This is a genomic window from Kaistella flava (ex Peng et al. 2021) (assembly GCF_015191005.1).
In the GTDB taxonomy this organism is placed as follows: Bacteria; Bacteroidota; Bacteroidia; order Flavobacteriales; family Weeksellaceae; genus Kaistella; species Kaistella flava.
Genome location: NZ_CP040442.1, coordinates 668,561 through 686,709, shown reverse-complemented (window position 1 = coordinate 686,709; position 18,149 = coordinate 668,561). Strand labels below are relative to the sequence as shown.

At 33.3% G+C, this 18,149-nt stretch carries 18 protein-coding genes; 8 read left to right on the top strand and 10 right to left on the bottom strand.

Going from position 1 to position 18,149, the window contains the following annotated elements; genetic code table 11:
• The first annotated feature begins 106 nt into the window (after positions 1 to 106).
• Together Q73A0000_RS03125 and Q73A0000_RS03120 are read left to right on the top strand one after the other, a co-directional pair.
• The gene (locus Q73A0000_RS03125) at positions 107 to 619 is read left to right on the top strand and encodes a hypothetical protein (RefSeq protein WP_193812634.1); all 513 of its coding nucleotides are present in this window, start codon (positions 107 to 109) and stop codon (positions 617 to 619) included.
• Positions 620 to 824: 205 nt separating this feature from the next.
• Positions 825 to 2,006 carry an acyl-CoA dehydrogenase family protein gene (locus tag Q73A0000_RS03120; protein ID WP_193812633.1) on the top strand — a complete coding sequence of 394 codons (1,182 nt, stop codon included), beginning with the start codon at positions 825 to 827 and terminating at the stop codon, positions 2,004 to 2,006.
• Between the two features lie 129 nt (positions 2,007 to 2,135).
• Here the strand turns inward: Q73A0000_RS03120 and Q73A0000_RS03115 are convergent, their stop codons facing one another.
• The 3 genes from Q73A0000_RS03115 to rsmG form a co-directional block, all read right to left on the bottom strand.
• Positions 2,136 to 4,862 carry a PD-(D/E)XK nuclease family protein gene (locus tag Q73A0000_RS03115; protein WP_193812632.1) on the bottom strand — a complete coding sequence of 909 codons (2,727 nt, stop codon included), beginning with the start codon at positions 4,860 to 4,862 and terminating at the stop codon, positions 2,136 to 2,138.
• A 153-nt stretch (positions 4,863 to 5,015) separates the two neighbouring features.
• Positions 5,016 to 5,432, bottom strand: a complete 417-nt coding sequence (locus Q73A0000_RS03110; protein WP_193812631.1) for a hypothetical protein — start codon at positions 5,430 to 5,432, stop codon at positions 5,016 to 5,018.
• Positions 5,433 to 5,478: 46 nt separating this feature from the next.
• Positions 5,479 to 6,114, bottom strand: coding sequence for a 16S rRNA (guanine(527)-N(7))-methyltransferase RsmG (gene rsmG / locus Q73A0000_RS03105; protein ID WP_193812630.1), 636 nt, complete (start codon positions 6,112 to 6,114; stop codon positions 5,479 to 5,481).
• Between the two features lie 101 nt (positions 6,115 to 6,215).
• Here rsmG and Q73A0000_RS03100 point away from each other — a divergent pair, with 101 nt between their 5' ends.
• Entirely contained in the window at positions 6,216 to 7,415 is a 1,200-nt protein-coding gene (locus Q73A0000_RS03100; protein WP_193812629.1) for a pyridoxal phosphate-dependent aminotransferase, read from the top strand.
• A gap of 64 nt (positions 7,416 to 7,479) precedes the next feature.
• Here the strand turns inward: Q73A0000_RS03100 and Q73A0000_RS03095 are convergent, their stop codons facing one another.
• Both Q73A0000_RS03095 and Q73A0000_RS03090 read right to left on the bottom strand, forming a co-directional pair.
• On the bottom strand, positions 7,480 to 8,259 hold the full coding sequence (locus Q73A0000_RS03095; protein ID WP_193812628.1) for a zinc ribbon domain-containing protein: 780 nt from the start codon (positions 8,257 to 8,259) through the stop codon (positions 7,480 to 7,482).
• A 3-nt stretch (positions 8,260 to 8,262) separates the two neighbouring features.
• Complete coding sequence (locus tag Q73A0000_RS03090; RefSeq protein ID WP_193812627.1) at positions 8,263 to 9,360, bottom strand: Nif3-like dinuclear metal center hexameric protein; 1,098 nt, start codon at positions 9,358 to 9,360, stop codon at positions 8,263 to 8,265.
• Between the two features lie 57 nt (positions 9,361 to 9,417).
• Between Q73A0000_RS03090 and Q73A0000_RS03085 the strand changes: the two genes are divergently transcribed.
• Complete coding sequence (locus tag Q73A0000_RS03085; RefSeq protein WP_193812626.1) at positions 9,418 to 10,245, top strand: ion transporter; 828 nt, start codon at positions 9,418 to 9,420, stop codon at positions 10,243 to 10,245.
• A gap of 501 nt (positions 10,246 to 10,746) precedes the next feature.
• Here the strand turns inward: Q73A0000_RS03085 and Q73A0000_RS03080 are convergent.
• The 3 genes from Q73A0000_RS03080 to Q73A0000_RS03070 form a co-directional block, all read right to left on the bottom strand.
• On the bottom strand, positions 10,747 to 11,799 hold the full coding sequence (locus Q73A0000_RS03080) for a peptidylprolyl isomerase (protein WP_244140791.1): 1,053 nt from the start codon (positions 11,797 to 11,799) through the stop codon (positions 10,747 to 10,749).
• A gap of 86 nt (positions 11,800 to 11,885) precedes the next feature.
• Positions 11,886 to 12,395, bottom strand: coding sequence for an FKBP-type peptidyl-prolyl cis-trans isomerase (locus tag Q73A0000_RS03075; protein WP_193812624.1), 510 nt, complete (start codon positions 12,393 to 12,395; stop codon positions 11,886 to 11,888).
• 109 nt (positions 12,396 to 12,504) lie between these two features.
• Positions 12,505 to 13,566: a branched-chain amino acid aminotransferase gene (locus Q73A0000_RS03070; RefSeq protein WP_193812623.1), complete on the bottom strand. Its 1,062-nt coding sequence runs from the start codon at positions 13,564 to 13,566 to the stop codon at positions 12,505 to 12,507.
• 84 nt (positions 13,567 to 13,650) lie between these two features.
• Here Q73A0000_RS03070 and mnmD point away from each other — a divergent pair, with 84 nt between their 5' ends.
• A complete protein-coding gene (mnmD, locus tag Q73A0000_RS03065; RefSeq protein ID WP_193813638.1) occupies positions 13,651 to 14,325 on the top strand; it encodes a tRNA (5-methylaminomethyl-2-thiouridine)(34)-methyltransferase MnmD in 675 nt (224 codons plus the stop codon).
• Positions 14,326 to 14,383: 58 nt separating this feature from the next.
• Positions 14,384 to 14,800 (top strand): NUDIX hydrolase, encoded by a 417-nt coding sequence (locus tag Q73A0000_RS03060; RefSeq protein WP_193812622.1) that lies wholly within the window; start codon positions 14,384 to 14,386, stop codon positions 14,798 to 14,800.
• On the opposite strand, the gene Q73A0000_RS03055 is transcribed toward Q73A0000_RS03060, so the two are convergent.
• Positions 14,795 to 15,586 (bottom strand): S1/P1 nuclease, encoded by a 792-nt coding sequence (locus tag Q73A0000_RS03055; protein WP_193812621.1) that lies wholly within the window; start codon positions 15,584 to 15,586, stop codon positions 14,795 to 14,797. The genes Q73A0000_RS03060 and Q73A0000_RS03055 overlap by 6 nt on opposite strands.
• A 1-nt stretch (position 15,587) precedes the next feature.
• Complete coding sequence (locus Q73A0000_RS03050; protein WP_193812620.1) at positions 15,588 to 16,292, bottom strand: DUF4294 domain-containing protein; 705 nt, start codon at positions 16,290 to 16,292, stop codon at positions 15,588 to 15,590.
• A 55-nt stretch (positions 16,293 to 16,347) separates the two neighbouring features.
• Between Q73A0000_RS03050 and Q73A0000_RS03045 the strand changes: the two genes are divergently transcribed.
• On the top strand, positions 16,348 to 17,424 hold the full coding sequence (locus Q73A0000_RS03045) for a M42 family metallopeptidase (protein ID WP_193812619.1): 1,077 nt from the start codon (positions 16,348 to 16,350) through the stop codon (positions 17,422 to 17,424).
• A gap of 47 nt (positions 17,425 to 17,471) precedes the next feature.
• The gene (gene rpe, locus Q73A0000_RS03040; RefSeq protein WP_193812618.1) at positions 17,472 to 18,122 is read left to right on the top strand and encodes a ribulose-phosphate 3-epimerase; all 651 of its coding nucleotides are present in this window, start codon (positions 17,472 to 17,474) and stop codon (positions 18,120 to 18,122) included.
• Positions 18,123 to 18,149 lie beyond the last annotated feature (27 nt).

Below are 18,149 nucleotides of genomic sequence, written 5' to 3'. Positions count from 1 at the left end.
AGATAAACCAATTATCATACGCAGATTATTTTTCGATTTAACATAATCTACATTCTTTAAATTAAATTCAGTAAATTGATGCTCAAATTATTTACAAAAATATTTCATGAAAAAACTATTTCTTTCTGCACTTATCGTATCAACAATATTAAGTTGTGAAAAAAAATCTAATGAAGTTGTTGCAACTCATGAATCCCTTGATTCTTTGGTTGTTATTCCCGAAACCAACGAACCTAGAGAGTCTTCTACCCTACAAACCTGCTATATGGAGGCCACAAATAAGGATTCTGTCTTCGTTTCTTTAGAAGATAATCTAGGTACCATCATTGGAAAAATGCGCTATAAAAATTTCGAAAAAGACAGTTCAATTGGTGATGTGGTTGGAAGTAAAAATGGAGATACTTTAAAACTGGTTTATACTTTTGAAGCTGAAGGAAAAACTTCTGATCGTGAAATTTATTTCTTGCGAAAAGGAGAAAATCTCATCGAAGGAATTGGCGAGCAAAAAGTTGATGGAAGTAAATCGAATTATACAAATCCTTCAAAAATTAAATATTCAGGAAATACTTTAAAGCAAGTTGATTGTATCGATTTCGATAGAAATTTTAAAGATAAATAGTATTTAATAATATCCAAAAAATAGGAGAAGAGCACCCAAATTGGTTGCTCTTTTCTTTTGAATTAGTTGATTTATTTTGATTACATATTTTTCATCAATCAATAAGAATAGTAAATCTCATTATCTTTCTAATAAAAACATAAATTTCCTCTAAATATTTCCTTAAAATCTTTAATTATCCTAAATTAGGGCAAACAAAATTAATATGTCTTATTATCCCTTAAATTCCATTCCAGATTATTATGGAATTGATAGTTTACTTACTGAGGAACACTTACTTATACGCCAATCTGTTCGGGATTGGGTAGAAAGTTTTGTGATGCCGAAAATCGATGACGCCGCACAAAATCATACCGATATTCCTAACTTAATGAAAGAACTGGGGAAAATTGGAGCACTCGGTCCTTATATCCCTGAAGAATATGGTGGTTCTGGTTTAGACCAAATCTCATACGGAATCATTATGCAGGAACTTGAAAGAGGCGATTCTGCCGTTCGTTCCGCTGCTTCTGTACAAAGTTCTTTGGTTATGTTTCCAATTAATGAATATGGTTCTGAGGAACAAAAAAAGAAATTTCTGCCGCAATTAGCAAGTGGTGATATGATTGGTGCTTTCGGATTAACCGAGCCAAATCACGGTTCTGATCCAAGTTCAATGGAAACTTATTTCGTTGACAAAGGCGATCACTATTTATTAAACGGAGCAAAAATGTGGATTACCAATGCACCAGTTTGTGATATCGCTGTGGTTTGGGCAAAAAATGAAGAAGGAAAAGTTCAGGGTTTAATTGTTGAAAGAGCTTTCGAAGGATTTACAACACCAACAACTCATAATAAATGGTCACTTCGCGCGTCAAAAACTGGAGAATTGGTTTTTGATAATGTGAAAATTCCTAAAGAGAATTTATTGCCAAAAGTTACTGGTTTGAAAGGACCATTATCTTGTTTAAATTCTGCAAGATATGGGATTTCCTGGGGAGTAATCGGAGCTGCAATTGATTGTTATTGCACCGCAGTTCAATATTCAAAAGAAAGAACACAATTCGGAAAACCAATCGGATCTTTCCAATTACAACAGAAAAAATTAGCCGAATTTTTAACGGAAATTACGAAAGCACAACTGCTTTGTCTTCAGTTAGGAAATTTGAAAAATGCACATAAAGCAACGCCGGCACAAATTTCAATGGCGAAAAGAAATAACGTGAAAATGGCGATTGACATTGCCAGAGAATCACGACAAATTCTTGGTGGTATGGGAATTATGGGAGAATTTCCAATGATGCGACACGCTGCGAATCTAGAATCCGTAATCACTTACGAAGGAACGCACGATATTCATTTGCTGATTACCGGCATGGATATTACCGGAATTAATGCTTTCGGATAAGAAAAAGTAAACCTTCAAGATTTTAAAACTTGAAGGTTTTTTTATTTGGTAAGCGAAACTTCAATAATCTTTTAAACCACAAGTCTTTGTGACTTTGAGGTTTTAATTTTCCTTACCGTTTTAGTTTTTCTACCAACTTTGTTTCACTTCTTCAACAAAATCACTTGCTGGATTTAAAATTTCAACAATTACATTCTTAATCCATTTCATAGGACCTACCAAAGAGTGATTAGAGATTTCTTCATCACCATAAATCTGCAAATTCTGAACGCCTTTATTCGCTTCCGCAAAACTCCAGATTCCACATTCTACAAAATTATCGGGATATTTCTTTTCATTTAAAACGGCGTAAGCATAAACACACAATTGCATCGCTTGCTTGAAATCGTCTCTGAAAAATAACTGCTCGAGCTTTTCTGCTTCCTCTTCTTTTTTGGCTTCTTTAATTAAAAGATTTTTAGTTTTCGCGGTTTTATAATCAATAATTCTCAATTTTCCGTTCAGTCGGTCGATTCGGTCAATAAATCCGTAGAATGAAACTTTATCGGTTTTTCCCTCATTCAGAAAATAATCGATATTTTCAAAATTTCCTTCAACGCTTAGAATTTCTAAAGTATTTCCGTCAGAAATTATTTTTTTATCAACCTCCAAAATCGTTCGCACTACTCTTTCGGCAATCGATTTATGAATATAATTCATTCCCTTTTCATAGAAATCAGTTTGATGATTTAATTTTATAATCGCCTGATTCATCACTTCAACTAACTGTTGATTTGAAAACTCTAAATCACTAACTGATAACTTTTTGCCTAGATGTTTTTCGTAGATAATTTGAAGGGCATAATGAACTAAATTCCCATAACTTCTTTGCGAAAGTTCTTCTTCCATTTCGCTGGTTTCTCTGGTTCCCAAAATTTTGGTCAGATAAAAATCAACCGGATTATAAATAAATGAAGTAAGATGGGAAGGCGAAACTCTCTTTTTCCATTCTTCTAATTTCTGAAGGACAGAAGAAGATTTTTCAATTTGAATAACTTGTTTATTAATTGGTTCCGAAGAATTTTCGATAATTATATGTTCAATTTGATGATGTTTATCTTCAATTTCAATTTGAGTAATAAACCTGCTTTTTTCACCTGTATTTACACCAGAGCTTAAGGCATTAAAAAGTAAATGAACATTCTCTGAATCCTGTAAAAGTCGGTAAAAATGATAAGCATAAATACTGTCATTTTCTAAAAAAGTATGCAAATGAAAATGTTGACGAACATCAAAAGGCAGATACGTATTTTGAGAATTTCCTAAAGGAAGTTTTCCTTCATTCGTAGATAATAAAATGATATTTTCAAAATTCAACAATCGCGTTTCCAAAAGTCCCATTACTTGTAAACCTTGCAGCGGTTCCCCTTGAAAATCAATCGTTTCTGAACTGACTAATTGATTAATCAGAACTTCCAGCGTTTCCATTTTTATATCAAATGAATATGGTGAAAGTTGATTTTTAATAATTTTAAAACTCTTCTCGAAATGAGAAATATTTTCATATAAAATATCATCTAACTCTCTGTATTTTAATTGATAACAGTACACAATTAATTCATCAATAAATTGATTAACGGAACTCGGTTTTTCAAATAAATTAAAATAAGATAGTTCTGATAAAAATTCTTTAAACTGCTTTTTCGAAATGTAAACGATATTTCTCTCTTCAATTTTTGCTTTAAAATCTACAATGATTTGCTGATCAATTTCCTCATTCGGAAGTTCTTCTAAAACCGACAAAACATCATTATAATAATAGGAAGAATCTTTTTTCTCCAATTGTTTTTGGAGATAAAAAAGCTGTTTCATCGCATTGCTGAACCCAAGATTTTTCAGTGGAAATCCCATTGTAATATTCAGATGTTCTACGCTGCTCATTGCATCTAAACAAGTTGGAAGTAGATTTTCATCCAATAAAACCACAGCGGTTTTTGATAAGTTTTCATCATTAATTTCTTCAAAAATTTCAGGCAAGACTTTCGCTTGCGTTATATTTCCGGAAACTTCATATACTTTGATGTTTTTTGATTGTGCAAAATCATTTTCAATCCAGTTGAAATTTCGACTTTCATTAAATTCTTTCCACGTTTTAATGATTCTTAAAAACTTGCCCGCTTCTTGTCTCTCATCATTAATATAATATTCATCAGCTTGGAAAAAACATTGAGCTTTGTCCCACTGCATCAAGTTTCTGACTAGTTTTTCTTCTACCGGAGTAAATGCATTAAAGCCACAAAACACAAATTTTCCGTCTGTTTTTTGAGCGTATCCTTCAATTTTATTTTTCGCAGATTCATGAATCATTCCTGAAGTTGCCCAGTTTTTTTTGTTCAACTTCTGCTTTAATAAAGGTAAAAACAAATTCATTTTCTGCCAGAAATTAAGGAACTTTCTTAATGATCCATCTTCGCGAACTTCTAAATTTTCAGACCAGTTTTTTATCTGTTCATCATCAAACATATATTCTAAAACCGCTTTGTCAGAATCAGAAAATTTTAAAATATCATCCCAATCTTTTAATATCGTTGGAAACCATTTCAAAAAATTGGCAAAATCTTCTGATGGCTGAATTTCACGATATACTTCAAAAGAATAAAGCCACAAAGCAATTCCCTGGACTGGCTGTTTGTCGGCGAGATCTTTAATTAAATCTTCTATTGTAAAAAAGTTAGGAAGCATGCCCGAATATTGTTTTTCTTTCAAAATTCTTTTGATGAAAACCAATGGTCTTTTACCCGGCAGAATAATATTAAAAGTCGACAAATCAGTATTTTGTGCTAAAAGTTCAGTGACAATTTTATTTAGAAATTTCATGAATGGTGTTCTTAAATGATAACTTGAATCTAAGTATAGTTTAGAAAATGAAAAATAAGGAAAATTCAACAAAAAAGCATCAAGAAAAATTGAATTCTTGATGCTTAATAAGTATTAGTTGGATTTCAAAAACTTTATCTAAAAATCGACATTCTATTTAACTTTAATCGTCTTTTCAATCCAGATATTTTCGCCGGCAGAATTTTTTCCGTTCCAGAACTTGAAAGTGTAATTTCCTGTTTGCCGCGGACGGAAATTAATTTGTGAAGCATGAACAACTTCTTCACCGCAAGCGACTGCAGTTTTGAATTTATAAGCACTCACAGTACGGGTCATTTCATCAGAATGAATGTAATCATAGCCATAAAAACCTTCACATTTAGTACTATAATTTGAAAAAGTTTTGATGGTTTGTGTGGTGAAAACATCCATAGAATCCTGTGCAACTTTTACACTGTCAATTTTCACACGATCAACACTTTGAATCAAATCCTCTTCATTACGATCATTACAATTCATTAGCGTAACAACCATGAAAAGAGACAAACTGAACTTTATAATATTTTTCATAATGGTAAAATGTTAAGTTAAACAATCAGTGAAATTATGTTTTAAATTAGCAATTAAAATTTCCTTTAGATAAATATACTACTTTTTTTGTGTCAAAAAATTCTCCTTCAAAATGATCTTTAAGTTGAAATATTTCTGCTTTTAAACCAGAAAGTTCTTCTCCCAAATCTCCGCCTTTTAAATAAAGAACGCCATTGTGCTTTGGATTAAACTGTTCTTTTAAAAATTTACCCTTTAACCAACGAAGAAAAACCGGCATCTGAGTAACCGCCCGGCTTACCACAAAATGAAATTGATCCTTCACGGTTTCTGCTCTTCCGTGAATTGCAATGATATTTTTCAAACCAATTCCTTCAGAAACTTCTTTCACAACGGTAATTTTTTTACCGATAGAATCAACCAAAGTAAACTGAACTTCAGGAAACAAAATCGCCAGGGGAATTCCGGGGAAACCACCACCGGTTCCTATATCCAATACTTTTGTGTTTGGTGCAAACTCCATAATTTTAGCAATTCCAAGCGAATGAAGAATATGTTTTTCATAAAGAGAATCCATATCTTTTCGAGAAATGACGTTGATTTTTTCATTCCATTCCTGGTATAATGCTTCAAGGTCAGCGAACTGCTTTTTTTGTATTTCGGAAAGATTGGGGAAGTACTTTTCTATTAATTCTACAGACATTTTTTTGCTAATTTTTTACAAAAATAAACAAACGAATTCACAATAATTTGGTTTTGTGAGTTCAAACTAAAAAATTATCTTTGATTCACTTAAAATTAATTATGGAAAAATTCTCTGACCGGCTTAATAGAATGAGTTTCTCACAAACATTTGTAATGAGCAACAAAGTCCGGCAAATGAAATCTGAAGGAATCGACGTGATAAGTTTGACTCTTGGTGAGCCCGATTTCGATGTTCCGGCAAATATTAAAGAAGCAGCTTTTGCGGCGATTAATAATAATTTCAGCCACTACTCGCCTGTTCCGGGATTTTTGGATTTAAGAGAAGCCATTTGTGGAAAATTAAAAAGAGATAATCATTTAGAATATAAAGCTTCGCAAATTTGTGTTTCAAATGGAGCCAAACAAGCCATTCTAAACGTACTTGCTTCAATTATTAACGACGGTGATGAAGTAATTCTTCCTGCGCCGTATTGGGTTAGTTATGATGAAATGGTAAAAATGATGGGTGGAAAATCGGTTTTTGTGGAAACTTCGATTGACACTGAATTTAAAATGACCGCAGAACAACTTGAAAAAGCAATTACGCCGAAAACAAAAGCGCTGCTTTATAGTTCTCCTTGCAATCCTTCTGGAAGTTATTATACTTATGAAGAATTGGAAAGTATTGCTAATGTAATTGCGAAATATCCTCAGATAACGATTATTTCGGACGAGATTTATGAGTTCACTAATTACGACGGTAAACACACTTCGATTGCGGAGTTTCCTCAGGTTTATGAACAAACTGCCGTAATCAATGGAATGTCAAAAGCATTTGCGATGACAGGTTGGCGGATCGGTTATTCGGCTTGTCCGACGTGGTTGGCAAAAGCGTGTGAGAAAATTCAGGGACAAATGACGAGCGGCGCCAATACGATGGCTCAAAAAGCTTCTATTACTGCGTTGCAAACCGACCCCAGCGAATATCGTTTTATGATTGATGAATTTAAAAAACGAAGAGATCTGGTTTTTTCTTTAATCAAAGATATTCCAGGATTTAAAGTTAATTATCCGAAAGCGGCATTCTACTTTTTTCCTGATATTTCATTTTACATCGGAAAAACCTTAAATGGGACTTTCATTAAAGATGCTGATGATTTTGCGATGTTCTTGTTAGAGAACGCTCATGTAGGAACGGTTGGAGGTGTTTCTTTTGGAAATCCGAACTGTATTCGATTCTCTTATGCAACGTCTGAAAAAGATCTGAAAGAAGCGATGAAAAGAATTCACGAGTTTTTAGATAAAGTAGAAATCAAATAAAAGCTATTCCATAAAAAAACCGGTTTGAAAATTTCAAACCGGTTTTTTTTATTTTAAGAAAGTATTAAAACTTGATAATATCTTTCATTTTTTCGTTCTCTTCGTTTACCATATCATCGTCAACAAGGATTTTACCTGAATGTTCGTCGATAATAATTTTTTTACGTTGAGCGATTTCCATTTGTTTTTGTGGAGGAAGTGTAAAGAATGATCCTTTCGGCGCACCTCTTTCTAATCCTACAACTGCTAAACCGTTTGGTGAATTCGTACGGATTCTATGGTAAGAAGCCAATAATCTTTCATCAATATTTTTAGCGAATTCCTGTGATTTTTCAATCAAGAAATCTTCTTCTTTCTGAGTTTCAGAAACTAAATTTTCAAGCTCTTCTTTTTTGAATTTCAAGTGGTTTTTCAAATCAGCAATCTTAGAATTTAACTCGTCTAAAGTTTCATTCTTGTGACCGATCTTCGCACCAAATTCATTAATTCTTTTTTCAGAAAGTTGAATTTCCAATTCCTGGAATTCAATTTCTTTATCCAAAGATTCGAATTCTTTGTTATTTCTTACGTTATCTTGCTGAGACTTGTATTTTTCAATCAAAGATTTTGCGTGATTAATCACTTCATTCTTTGTACTGATTTCATCGTTTTGAAGTTTAATCTCACTTTGAAATTTGTCAGCTCTTTTTTCTAAACCTTCGATTTCAATTTCTAAATCTTCAACTTCAATAGGCAATTCGCCTCTTGTGCTACGGATTTCGTCTAATCTTGAATCGATAATTTGTAGGTCGTAAAGTGCTCTTAGTTTGTCTTCAACGGCGATTTCTACTGTTTTTTTAGCCATATTTTATAAAAAATAGTTTACAGGGTTGGTTTTCTCGGTAGATTTTGAGACTGCAAAGGTAGTGAATTTTTGTGATAATAGCTCAACTAAATGCTCAGTAACAAATTGTTCAGATTCAAAATGACCGATGTCACAAGTCAACATTTTACCTTCGCCCTGGAAATAATCATGGTATTTAAGATCACCTGTTAAATAAGCATCGCATTTTTGGGAAATTGCAGCTCCTATTCCACTTGCTCCACTTCCGCCTAAAACGCCTACTCGCTTGATTTTTTTATTGATAAAATTGGAGTGACGAATTGCCTTTAAACTAAATTTCTCTTTAACGAAATTCAAGAATTCTGCTTCATCCATCGCTTCTTCAAATTCACCAAATCTTCCTAATCCTAAAAAATGATTTTCATTTTCTAACTGAATGATTTGATACGCCACTTCTTCGTAAGGATGCGCCGATTTCATCGCAGTTAAAATTTGATTCTTTTTATAAGTTTCATAAATCACAGAAATCATTACTTCATCACCATTTTCGCGAACACCCTTTGTTCCAGAGAATGGGTTAGAACCTTCAATCGGTCTAAAAGTTCCCTTGCCCGGAATTGCGAAACTACATTCATCGTAAAAACCGATATTTCCAGCGCCTGCTTCGAACAAAGCATTCTTTACTTTTTCTGAAAAATCTCTTGGGACAAAAACTTCCAATTTATGAAGATCCTGTTTTTTCGGCATTAAAACTTTTTGATTTTTTAATCCAAGCTCTTCGCAGATTCTAAAATTCACGCCAAAATAATCATTATCAAATGCCGTGTGAATTGCATAAATCGCAATCTTATTTTCGATTGCTTTCAGAACTGCTTTTTCAACATAATTTTTACCGGTAATAGATTTTAATCCAGAAAAAATTATCGGATGAAAAGTTACAATCAAATTTAAACCTTTAGCAAATGCTTCATCTACAACATTTTCCAACGCATCATGACACACTAAAATTCCTGTTACTTCCCGGTCAGGATTTCCGCAAAGTAAACCTACATTATCAAAATCTTCTGCTTGCGCTAACGGAATTAGGTTTTTTAGGTCACAAATTATTTGGTTAACTGTCATTTTGTTATGTTTGCAACGAATTTAAGAATTAAATCTTTAATTAGACTGTCAATAGCAATGGAAAGAGAACATAATTTTATGCCCGAGCGTGTCCGCTGGAAACGTAAATTATTCCGGATCATTTTTAAATCGGATACCAAACTGGGAAAACTTTTTGACATCTTCTTGTTGGCACTAATCCTTCTAAGCACCTTTATCGTAATGATGGAAAGTGTAAGGATTTTCGATGCGAAACTTCATAAAGTATTTGTGATTGTTGAAATCGTAATTACTGTTTTCTTTACGGTCGAATATATCTTGAGAGTGATGACGATAAAAAACAAAAAAGATTATATTTTTAGTTTTTTCGGTATCATCGATTTTCTCGCGATTCTTCCTTTTTACCTGAGTTTATTTATTCCGATTACCAAATATTTCCTGATTATCAGAATGCTCCGAATGCTAAGAATTTTTAGGATTCTGAATTTAATGGACTTTATGAACGATGGTTATTTCATTGTTACAGCTCTAAAAAACAGTTCCCGAAAAATCTACATATTTCTTTTATTCCTAATACTATTTTCTGTAATTGTTGGCTCTATGATGTTTATGGTTGAAGGTCACAGAGAAGGTTTTGAAAGTATTCCACAAAGTGTTTACTGGGCGGTTGTAACGGTTACGACAGTTGGTTATGGAGATGTTTCACCAGGAACTCCACTAGGGAAATTTCTTTCTGTTTTACTAATGCTTGCGGGTTATTCTATTATCGCAGTTCCGACTGGAATTGTTACGGCGGAAATGCGCAACAAGCGTCAGGAGCTCGGTAAAGCTTGCGATCGATGCGGAAATAACGATATCGATGACGATTCAAGATTTTGTAAAATTTGTGGTGAAAAAGTCGTATAACAAAAAAGGTGCATTGGAATAATGCACCTTCTCTTTTTTTTCACTCACTTGGTTTTTCTAAAACTCATCTTTTTTATTTTCGGGGAAAACCAAAATCATCATTTGTGTTTTCGAATAGTTAGTAGTTTTTACCCTATATTTAAAGATTAAGTATTATTAAAACTTTTTAAAATATCACATTAGAAGTAATTTCTTAACCAAATTTAGCTACGTAATTTTCTGTATGTTAAATTAATGAGAAAATAAATTTTCGTCTAATGTTCTTATTTTTATAGGACAAATATAGGGCATTGAAATTCCAGTTAAAGCAGTTTATTCACCCATTTTTCAAGTAGTTTTTTTTAACTAATATCTACTAAGTTATCGGTACCTTACTTTAAACAAGTATGAGCATTAAAACGTTAGAAATATCTCGATAAAAAAAGCACCTCAATTACTTGAAGTGCTATATAAAATTTAACACGGTGAAAACAATAATCTAAACCGGTCTTTTTTTATAATTTATTTTGATAAAGTGCTGTTCACTTTTACCAATTGTACATCGAAGATTAACCATGCATTCGGTGGAATAACGCCTCCTGCACCATTTGCTCCATAACCAAGTTCAGATGGAATAAGTAATGTCGCAGATTCACCTTCTTTTAGTAAAAGAATACCTTCGTCCCAACCTTTAATTACTTGTCCTACACCGATAGAAATTTCAATCGGCTCATTTCTTTTAAATGAAGAATCAAATTCAGTCCCGTCAACTAATTTACCAGCATAATGTACAGAAACCATATCACCAACATTAGCAGTCTTACCATCAGTTGTTTGAGTGATTTTATAGTATAAGCCAGAAGGAGTTGATTGCATAGTCGCTTTCAAATCATCAACTAATTTTTGCTGATTTGCTGCAAACTCTTCTACTTTCTTCTTTTTATCTGCTTCAATTTTGTCAAGAATCGCTTTATTATTTTCTTTAATTTTTGCTTTTCCTTCTTTGAAAATGGTCGCAGCATCGTAATTTTTGTACTCATCACCTTTAGAGAAAATCGCAACTTTTTCTAAAACTACATCAGTTCTAGGTTTATCCTGTGCTCCTTTATCTACATTAGCAATCGTATCAATTACCTCAATACCGTTTACCACTTCACCGAAAACAGTGTGTTTTCCGTCTAACCAATGAGTAGGGATTTCTGTAATGAAAAATTGAGAACCATTCGTATTTGGTCCTGAATTCGCCATTGATAAAATTCCCTTTCCTGTGTGTTGTAGGTCATTTTTTTCGTCGTCGAATTTATAACCTGGATCACCCATTCCTGTTCCTTTAGGATCACCTCCCTGGATCATAAAATCTTTGATTACTCTGTGGAAAATCGTTCCGTCATAAAAAGGAACACCTTTCGCTTTTGCAGTGTTATCGATTTTTCCTTCAGCTAGACCAACAAAATTTGCAACTGTAACAGGTGCTTTTTTGTCTTCTAGTTTTACAATCATATTTCCTTTTGAAGTTTGGAAATTGGCATAAAGTCCGTCTTTAAGGCCTGCGTAAGTTTCTTTGTCTACGTTCATTTTTTTATAAATTGGGGTGCAACTTGTTAGCGAAATCGCTGCTATCGCGATTAATAAATTCTTTTTTAACATAAATAGCAATATTTTTAAAGTACTTTTAATTTAATTATTAAAGGCATATCATTTGGAATCTGGTCATTGTCGCCATAAGTTCCAAAACCTAGTGATGAAGGAATTAGCAGCGTAACTTCCTGATCTTTTTCCATGTGTCGCAAAGCATCTTCCACTGGTTTTAATTCTTCAAAGCGACCAAAAACTTTATTTTTATTCTGGACTGGTGTTTCATACAATTTCGTTAAATCGAAATCGTAAATATCATATTGATAAGAAACCACTTCACCATTCTCTTTTTTTCTATGATTTTGTAGATTTTTATCGTTTACCCAATAATTCATACTCATTGGATAAAAGGCTTCATCTTGATTTTTGATCCAATCTTCAATTTGATTTCTTTCTATAAGATTCAAATTTTTAGATCTATTTTTTGAATTATCTAAATCTTTTTGACTCAAAATTCCGCCTACAGGAGGATGAGCCGGTGCGTGCTTTACACAACCAATCAAGATAAAAGAACAAAGTAGGATTATTTTTTTCATAAAAACTTTTGCGAAAATAAGCATTTCGAATTAGATTAAAAAACGAAAAAACCGAGAAATAATTATTCTCGGTTTTTGAATACTATATTTAATAAAACTAAAAAGTTTCTTAAATGCTTTTTTCAACTAAAACTCTCCATCCAAAAGTATCTTCGGCAACATTCGTTTGAAGGTCAACTAAATCTTTTTGAAGTTGTAGAGCAAAACTGTCTTCAATAGTTAATAGAGGCAATTCTAATTTCTCACCTTGATATCCGATTGCTTTAAAAAGGGTTGTAACAACAGCAGTTCCAACTCCCCAAACTTCTTTTAAAGAACCATTTTTGTGAGCTTCAACTACTGATTTTACAGAGATAGGTTCTACTTTTAATTCAATTCCTCTTTTATTTGCTAATTGAATGAAACTGTCTCTGGTAACTCCATCTAAGATTTTCTCTGAAGTTGGTGGCGTATAAATCGTATCATTAATTCTAACGAAAACGTTCATCGTTCCACTTTCTTCGAAATATTCATGAGTAGAATCATCAGTCCAGATAATTTGCTCATATCCTTCTTCATTCGCCAACTGCGTTGGATAAAAAGATGCCGCATAGTTACCAGCTGCTTTTGCAAATCCTACTCCACCGTTTGCAGATCTTGAATAATAGTCTGAAATTTTTACTGAAACTGGTGCTGAATAGTAACTTTTTGCAGGTGTCGCAACAATTGCAAACATATATTTATTAGAAATTCTAGCTTTTAAAGCTTCTTCCGTTGCGAAAATAAGCGGACGAATATATAATGAATTTCCTTCTCCGTAAGGAATCCAGTCTCTGTCTAAATCAACTAATGCTTTCAAACCATCTAAGAAAACTTCTGCAGGAATTTCTGGCATTGCAAGACGACTCGCGGATTTATTGATTCTTGAAAAATTCTTTTCTGGTCTAAAAATAAAAACTTGATCATCTTTATCTTTGTAAGCTTTCATTCCCTCAAAACAAGCCTGACCATAATTAACTCCCATCATTGCTGGCGTAAAAGGAAGCGGTCCATAAGGCATCACTTTCACTTCTCCCCATTTTCCATTTTCATATTCACAAATAACCATGTGATCGCTAAACATATTTCCAAAAGAAAAATTCTCTGGATCAAATTCTGAAATTCGTGGATTAGTAGATTTTTGAATTATCATTTTTAAAATTTTTGTTGATGTTCCACAAATTTATAATAATTTTTTAAATATCAAAATTTTAAATTAATTTTGAAAAAAAATATCATGGAAAGAGAGATAAGAACCACGTCAGACGGAAGTAAAACACTACATATCAATGATTTAAATGAAAACTACCATTCACACCATGGAGCACTGCAAGAAGCTCAACACGTGTTTATTGATAATGGATTAAATTTATTAAATAATTCCGATATTAACATTTTAGAACTCGGTTTTGGTACAGGACTTAATGTTTTGGTCACAATTGATGAGTTTTTGAAAACTGACAAAAGTCATGTTATTCATTATTTCACTCTTGAAAAATATCCCGTAATTGAACAGGAAGTTAACGAACTTGATTATGGTTCTATTTTTCATAAAAAAGAAATGGAAGAAATTTATCAGAAAATACATGCTAGTAATTGGAACGAAACCGTTGAAATCTTACCTCATTTTTTCTTGACTAAATATAATTGTGATTTTTTTGAAATTAAAAATCTAGACTTACCGGAAATCGATCTCGTTTATTTTGATTGTTTTGGAGCAAGAGTTCAACCTGATTTATGGGAGAACCCGTTATTTGAAATGGTTGCAAATACAATGAAACAAGGCGGACTTCTTACCACCTACTCATCTAAAGGCAGTGTTCGTCGTATCTTAAAGGAGCTCAACTTTAGCGTAGAAAAAAAAGCTGGACCTCCCGGAAAACGTGAAATGATCAACGCGATTAAGAATTAAAGATATTTGAAAAATTCCTAACTTTGTGATTGTCCGATAAAAAAACTAAAACTTAATTATGATTGATAAAGTAAATGTAAGAGTATATGCTACCATTATAAAAGATGGAAAAGTCCTTGCGCTACACGAAGAATACGTTGGTGAGCATCTTATGAAATTCCCCGGCGGCGGTTTGGAATTTGGTGAAAGTGTCTTGGAATGTGTTCAACGAGAATTGGAAGAGGAGCTGAATATCAAGGTGAAAAACATCGAACATTTATATACTCAGGAAGATTTTCTTGTTTCTAAATTTCGAAACAGTGAACAGCTTTTGAGCATCTATTATCTCGCAGAAATGGTTGACGAGCATGAATTGCTGATTATGGATCCATGTATCGAAAAAATAGAATGGGTTTCCCTCACTGCTGAAGAAAACCCATTTCTTTTACCTATAGATAAAATTGCTTTTGATGTTTTGAAGAGGAAATTTTTATAAAACCTCGTTCAAAACTCTTGCTAAACGCAGACCACCATATAACAACTGGCGTTCTAAAAGCGGTTCAAATTTGTAATTATAATCGAAAGAATAATTTGCATCAGCTTTAGAATTGGCATAGATTCTATTCGCCTCTTTATGGCTGTCAAATAACCAATCTTCTAAGGTTCCTAACTGAATCGTTTTCACTTCTTCTTTCGTTTTAACATCTAAAACTCTTGCAAATTCTGTATAGCTGTATTTTTGAAAATCAACCATTTTAGAATCCCATAGAGAGTGCAAATTAGTTGGCGCTCCAAAATAATTCAATTTAATTCTATTACCTCCCAAATCTTCTAACCGTCCAATGTGTAGAGGTTGTGCAGCATCTCCCACTAAGTGAACAAGAAATCTTAACGCGATTTCACGATCTTGTGGTGATGTTTTTTTATCTTTAATCTGCTCAGAAAGAACTTTTATTTGAGTATAGATATTCGGACCTGCTTGGGCTTTTAAAGCCTCTGTAAACTCTTTTATATTCGACTGTGGGGCGACGTTTACGTAATGCCATTGCTCCGTTGGTTTCCAAACTCCGGTAGTGTCTGATTTAATATCATCCGGCCAGTTCGCCCAATAGGCTAATTTTTCTGTGCCTATAATTTTCTTTAAACTTCTTTTTGCTTTGCCAGAAAGATGGTTTTCTGCGATTTCTGCAATAACTCTGTGACCGGTCATTCCCCATGAATAACCGAAATTAAAACTCAATAAAGCAAGTAGCAATACTGAATTTTGTAAAACTTTGTTCATACTATTTTTTAATTTTAAAGGTAAGATACCCAGGATAAGGTTGCAAATATCCGCTATTCCAATTACTTTGGAGCAATGATTCTATAAATTCATCAGTTCTATTTACATGAGGGTCGTAAGGTTCCTTTAAACTTACGTCAGCAATATTGCCTTTTACATTCCACCAGAAGGCACTCCAACCGCCGCGAAGTTCTTTTATAATCTCATAAACTGTTTTGCCAGTTGCGCGATTCATTAGTTTGGCAAAAACCTGCCCTTCCGTTGTCGTTAAATCTCGTAATTGAAGTTCATACTGATTCGCCAGTTCTTTTTGGCGATCTGACACGTATTTTCGTTGGGAATTTTTATCAAGAGTTCGCATTTCATCTTGAATATCTTCATATTGCTCTAAAGCGGTTAAGAATAGTGGATAAACCCTATTGAGTTTTTTGTTGAGAAAATAATAATAATTTTGATCGAGTTGATTATTAAATTTCGGCTTATTTCTTAGCATAAGCTCGTCCATCACCACAACATTCTCTCCATTTATTTCATAAATTCTCGCCTTCTGACTTGGGTCGTAGTAGTATTTAATACCAAATTCGTCTGTTTTAAGAAGTTCAGGCGGATATTGACTTATCGGTTTTAGCGTCGTTAAATCTTGTTGAGCATTTGCATGAAGTCCGAAAAACAGAAGAAATAGTAAGATCAGTTTATTAAAATTCATTATTTTTACCTTCTATAAAATCAAAATTTAACCTAACAAAATTCATTCCTTTCTCATGAAATTTGAAAACAAATCATTAGAATTTTTAGAAAAATATCTAAACACCGCATCTCCAACTGGTTATGAACATAACGGTCAAAAAGTTTGGATGGACTATTTAAAACCTTACGTTGACACAATAGAAGTTGATCATTATGGCACCTGCTACGGAATTATCAATCCTGAGGCAGAGTTTAAAGTGGTCATAGAAGCACATGCTGACGAAATTTCCTGGTATGTGAATTACATTACTGATGATGGTCTTATTTACGTCATTAGAAATGGTGGTTCTGATCAAATGATTGCGCCTTCAAAAGTTGTTCATCTTCATGGTGAAAAAGGCGTGGTTAAAGGAGTGTTCGGTTGGCCAGCAATTCATACCAGAGGAATCAATTCAGACGAACCTGTTCCGAAATTAGACAATATCTTCATCGATTGTGGCGCTTCTACTAAAAAAGAAGTTGAAGATTTAGGAATCTTTGTTGGAACCATGATTACTTATCCTGATGAATTCTTTCAATTAAATAATAAATATTTTGTGTCACGTGCTTTGGATAACAGAGTCGGAGGATTTATGATTGCTGAAGTTGCAAGATTATTAATGAAGAATAAAAAGAAACTTCCTTTCGGATTATACATCACCAATTCTGTACAGGAAGAAGTTGGTTTATATGGTGCGAATATGATCGCAGATACCATTAAACCAAACATTGCAATTATTACCGACGTTACGCACGACACTTCTACTCCAATGATTGAAAAGAAAAAAGAAGGAGATTTGAAATGTGGTGATGGTCCTGTAATTTACTTTGCACCGAGCGTTCATCACAACATTCGACAGTTAATTGTAGATACGGCTAAAACAAATAAAATCCCTTTTCAAAGAGCTGCAGCAAGCAGAGCGACCGGAACTGATACCGATGCATTTGCCCATTCCAACGGCGGAGTTCCTTCTGCATTAATCTCATTACCATTACGTTACATGCACACAACGGTTGAAATGGTTTCACAGGAAGACGTAGCCAATGTGATTCAATTGATTTATGAAACATTATTGAAAATTGAGCCAACCATGAATTTAAAATATCATTAATTTCAACGTCAAAAGAAAGCGTAAAAATAAATTGTAAAAAAGTAAAAATGAAAACAAAATTAATCTCACCTTCACTTCTTTCTGCAGATTTTGGAAATTTGCAAAGAGATATTGAAATGCTGAATCAATCGCAAGCAGATTGGTTGCACGTAGATGTTATGGACGGAAGATTTGTCCCTAATATTTCGTTTGGATTTCCGATCATGAAAACGGTGCAGCAACATGCGAAGAAATTTATCGACGTGCATTTGATGATTGTAGAGCCCGAAAAATATGTGGAGGAGTTTATTAAATATGGTGCAGATTTGATCTCCGTACATTATGAAGCGTGTGTACATCTCAACAGAACGATCAATCTTATTCAAGAAAAAGGCGCAAAAGCTGGAGTGGTTTTAAATCCTTCCACACCAGTTTTAATGCTGGAAGATATTATTGCAGATGTAGATCTAGTTTTAATAATGAGCGTAAATCCAGGTTTTGGTGGACAAAAATTCATTGATAATACCTACAAGAAAATCGCGGAAACCAAAGATTTAATTTTATCGAATAATTCTACGGCTTTAATTCAAATTGATGGCGGCGTCAATTTAGATAATGCGGCTAAACTTTTTGAAGCCGGTGCAGATGTACTGGTTGCCGGGAATGCGGTATTCTCATCAGAAAATCCAGCAAGAACGATTGAATTACTGAAGTTATAGAACTTTAGAATTATTTATAGAAATAGA

Excerpts from the sequence above, each read along its gene's own strand:
- Q73A0000_RS03125 (WP_193812634.1), top strand. The coding sequence starts at position 107 with ATGAAAAAACTATTTCTTTCTGCACTTATCGTATCAACAATATTAAGT.
- Q73A0000_RS03120 (WP_193812633.1), top strand. The coding sequence starts at position 825 with ATGTCTTATTATCCCTTAAATTCCATTCCAGATTATTATGGAATTGAT.
- Q73A0000_RS03115 (WP_193812632.1), bottom strand. The coding sequence starts at position 4,862 with ATGAAATTTCTAAATAAAATTGTCACTGAACTTTTAGCACAAAATACT.
- Q73A0000_RS03110 (WP_193812631.1), bottom strand. The coding sequence starts at position 5,432 with ATGAAAAATATTATAAAGTTCAGTTTGTCTCTTTTCATGGTTGTTACG.
- rsmG (WP_193812630.1), bottom strand. The coding sequence starts at position 6,114 with ATGTCTGTAGAATTAATAGAAAAGTACTTCCCCAATCTTTCCGAAATA.
- Q73A0000_RS03100 (WP_193812629.1), top strand. The coding sequence starts at position 6,216 with ATGGAAAAATTCTCTGACCGGCTTAATAGAATGAGTTTCTCACAAACA.
- Q73A0000_RS03095 (WP_193812628.1), bottom strand. The coding sequence starts at position 8,259 with ATGGCTAAAAAAACAGTAGAAATCGCCGTTGAAGACAAACTAAGAGCA.
- Q73A0000_RS03090 (WP_193812627.1), bottom strand. The coding sequence starts at position 9,360 with ATGACAGTTAACCAAATAATTTGTGACCTAAAAAACCTAATTCCGTTA.
- Q73A0000_RS03085 (WP_193812626.1), top strand. The coding sequence starts at position 9,418 with ATGGAAAGAGAACATAATTTTATGCCCGAGCGTGTCCGCTGGAAACGT.
- Q73A0000_RS03080 (WP_244140791.1), bottom strand. The coding sequence starts at position 11,799 with ATGAACGTAGACAAAGAAACTTACGCAGGCCTTAAAGACGGACTTTAT.
- Q73A0000_RS03075 (WP_193812624.1), bottom strand. The coding sequence starts at position 12,395 with ATGAAAAAAATAATCCTACTTTGTTCTTTTATCTTGATTGGTTGTGTA.
- Q73A0000_RS03070 (WP_193812623.1), bottom strand. The coding sequence starts at position 13,566 with ATGATAATTCAAAAATCTACTAATCCACGAATTTCAGAATTTGATCCA.
- mnmD (WP_193813638.1), top strand. The coding sequence starts at position 13,651 with ATGGAAAGAGAGATAAGAACCACGTCAGACGGAAGTAAAACACTACAT.
- Q73A0000_RS03060 (WP_193812622.1), top strand. The coding sequence starts at position 14,384 with ATGATTGATAAAGTAAATGTAAGAGTATATGCTACCATTATAAAAGAT.
- Q73A0000_RS03055 (WP_193812621.1), bottom strand. The coding sequence starts at position 15,586 with ATGAACAAAGTTTTACAAAATTCAGTATTGCTACTTGCTTTATTGAGT.
- Q73A0000_RS03050 (WP_193812620.1), bottom strand. The coding sequence starts at position 16,292 with ATGAATTTTAATAAACTGATCTTACTATTTCTTCTGTTTTTCGGACTT.
- Q73A0000_RS03045 (WP_193812619.1), top strand. The coding sequence starts at position 16,348 with ATGAAATTTGAAAACAAATCATTAGAATTTTTAGAAAAATATCTAAAC.
- rpe (WP_193812618.1), top strand. The coding sequence starts at position 17,472 with ATGAAAACAAAATTAATCTCACCTTCACTTCTTTCTGCAGATTTTGGA.